The sequence below is a fragment of the Microbacterium sp. Bi128 genome (assembly GCF_918698205.1).
In genome coordinates this window covers 1-2,176 of sequence record NZ_CAKKMM010000861.1, presented here as the reverse complement: position 1 = coordinate 2,176, position 2,176 = coordinate 1, and the positions used below count along the sequence as shown (strand labels likewise).

2 protein-coding genes and 2 pseudogenes are annotated in these 2,176 nt (G+C 67.6%); 3 read left to right on the top strand and 1 reads right to left on the bottom strand.

Annotation, left to right across the window (positions count from 1 at the left end; translation table 11 throughout):
• Together LQV45_RS27300 and LQV45_RS27295 are read left to right on the top strand one after the other, a co-directional pair.
• Nucleotides 1–199: pseudogene (locus LQV45_RS27300) on the top strand (cytochrome ubiquinol oxidase subunit I); the annotation flags it as partial.
• Nucleotides 196–597, top strand: coding sequence for a cytochrome c oxidase subunit 4 (locus tag LQV45_RS27295; protein WP_018773077.1), 402 nt, complete (start codon nt 196–198; stop codon nt 595–597). The pseudogene LQV45_RS27300 and the gene LQV45_RS27295, both read left to right, overlap by 4 nt.
• A gap of 196 nt (nt 598–793) precedes the next feature.
• Here the strand turns inward: LQV45_RS27295 and LQV45_RS27290 are convergent, their stop codons facing one another.
• Entirely contained in the window at nt 794–1,087 is a 294-nt protein-coding gene (locus tag LQV45_RS27290; protein ID WP_028276727.1) for an HPr family phosphocarrier protein, read from the bottom strand.
• 273 nt (nt 1,088–1,360) lie between these two features.
• Here LQV45_RS27290 and LQV45_RS27285 point away from each other — a divergent pair.
• Nucleotides 1,361–2,129, top strand: a pseudogene (locus LQV45_RS27285) (GntR family transcriptional regulator).
• Nucleotides 2,130–2,176 lie beyond the last annotated feature (47 nt).

The following is a 2,176-nucleotide window of genomic DNA, read 5'->3' as shown; positions in this document are numbered from 1 at the left end:
GGGCTTCGGTGCCTCGCTGGAATGGGCCACGTCCTGCCCGCCGCCGCGCCACAACTTCACCTCCCTGCCCCGCATCCGCTCCGAGCGTCCTGCCCTGGACCTGCACCACCCGGAGCTCTCCCAGTCCTACACCGCGGATTCGCCTGCTCCGGCAGCAGCGGCTCTCGGTAACGCCGACCAGAAGGACACCGCCAAGTGAAAATCGAATCAAGGATCTTTGGCTTCGGCGTCTTCTTCTTCGTGCCCGTTGCATTCATCTACGGATACCTGACCAACTGGACTGAGTGGGTGGGCGCACTGGCCATCCTGCTGGTTGGCGGACTCGCCGGCATGATCGGCGCTTACCTCGGCTTCACCGGCCGCCGCGTGGGCATGCGCCCCGAGGACCGCAACGACGCCGAGATCCACGAAGGCGCCGGCGAGCAGGGACACTTCAGCCCCTGGAGCTGGTGGCCGCTGATGCTGGGCCTGTCCTGCGCCGCAGGGTTCCTCGGCCTGGCCGTAGGCTGGTGGATCGTCTTCATCGCCGGCGGGATGGCAGTGGTCGCACTGGTCGGCTGGGTCTACGAGTACAGCCGCGGTGACCACGCGCACTAGCGCCCACCCGGACTAAAAGTTCAGAACGCACGACGGCGGGCCCCACCATTGGTGGGGCCCGCCGTCGTTGTGTCTTGGTTCTTGAGTTCCTGCCGGCCGCGTGCGGCGCGTCCCTGCAGGCCCAGCCCGCCTGCGCAGCGTCCCTCCTGGAGGGCGGCACCGCACTGCGGGCCGCCGAATGGGAGCGGGGAGGCCCTCAGGCGGCGGCTGCCGATTCCAAGAGGATCCGGAGTTCCTCCAGCGCACCCTCTGCCTCTGCGGGGCTGCAGGAGGCCGGGAGGGCGTCCGCAGCGACGGCCAGCTCCACCTCACAGCCGCACTCGAAGTCCTCGGTCATGACCTCCAGCAGCGAGCGGGCGTCGACGCCTGGCCTGCCGTCCTTGCTGATGGTCACCGGGAGGCCGGTCGCCGTGACAGCCCGGACAAATACTGCCGCGGGCCGGGCGTGGAGGCCGATGGCGGCCGTGACGATTGCCTTGCGAACTGGCAACGGGACTCCCTCATGCTGGTGTTGTGCTGTACGTGTTGCTGCTGCACGGGCCGGCCACGCGAACGGTGACCCAGATGGAGGGCGTCCGGCAGGCAGTCCGTCAGACCGGGCGGCCGGCATTGCCCCGGCTCCGGCCTGTACCTACAAGGGTAGCGGCGGGGGAGGACCCGGCACGACTTGAGTCGGCGGCGTGGTCTAGACCTTCCGGGTCACGGGCTTACCCTTGAGATATGAGTGTATTTCCCGCGCCGGGCCGCAACCGGAGGCTGAACCATGGCGTCCACTAACGCGTCCAAGATGATTGGCGAGATCGACCGTCAGAGCGGGGTACCAATCTACGTGCAGTTGCGCGAGATCCTCCGCGCGCACATCGCCGCCGCGTGCCCGCCCGGATCTGCGCTGCCCTCCGAACGCGACCTCGCCCAGCGCTTCGGCCTCGCCCGGATGACCGTGCGCCAAGCCATCGATGCCCTCGTGGGTGAGGAAGTGATTGAACGCGTCGTGGGCCTGGGCACGTTTGTACGCAAACCCAAACTGGATCTACAGGTAAAGCTGACTTCGCGGCATGGTCCCGGCCGCCAAGGTCCTGAGCTTCGAACAAATTGGCGCCAGCGCGTTCCTGGCCCGTGAGCTGCAGTTGGAGGAGGGGACACCCCTGGTCCGGTTCCGGCGCCTCCTGCTGGCCGACAACGAACCGATGAGCGTGGACGAAAACTTCATCCCGGCCCACCGGGTTCCCGGCCTGCTGGACGGCGAACCGCCCACATCGCTCTACAACGTGCTGAGCGAACGCTACGGGCTGGTGATGGAATGGGGCGAGGACATGATCGAGGCGACGGCTGCGTCGCCGTCCACGGCCCGTCTCCTGAACGTCGAGGTCGGAACTCCGCTGCTCAAGATCCAGCGCCACGCGTTCGTGGCCCGCGCCATGGTGGACTACTCCGTGTCCTACTACCGGGCTGACCGCTACAAGCTCTGGGTGCCCCTGCAGCGCCCTGGCGTCCGGCCCACCCGGAACTACGCCTCAGGGTACCGCCCCTAACCACAGCAACGCGGGGTCACGTCGCGTCCATCCCGAAGGGGTTGATG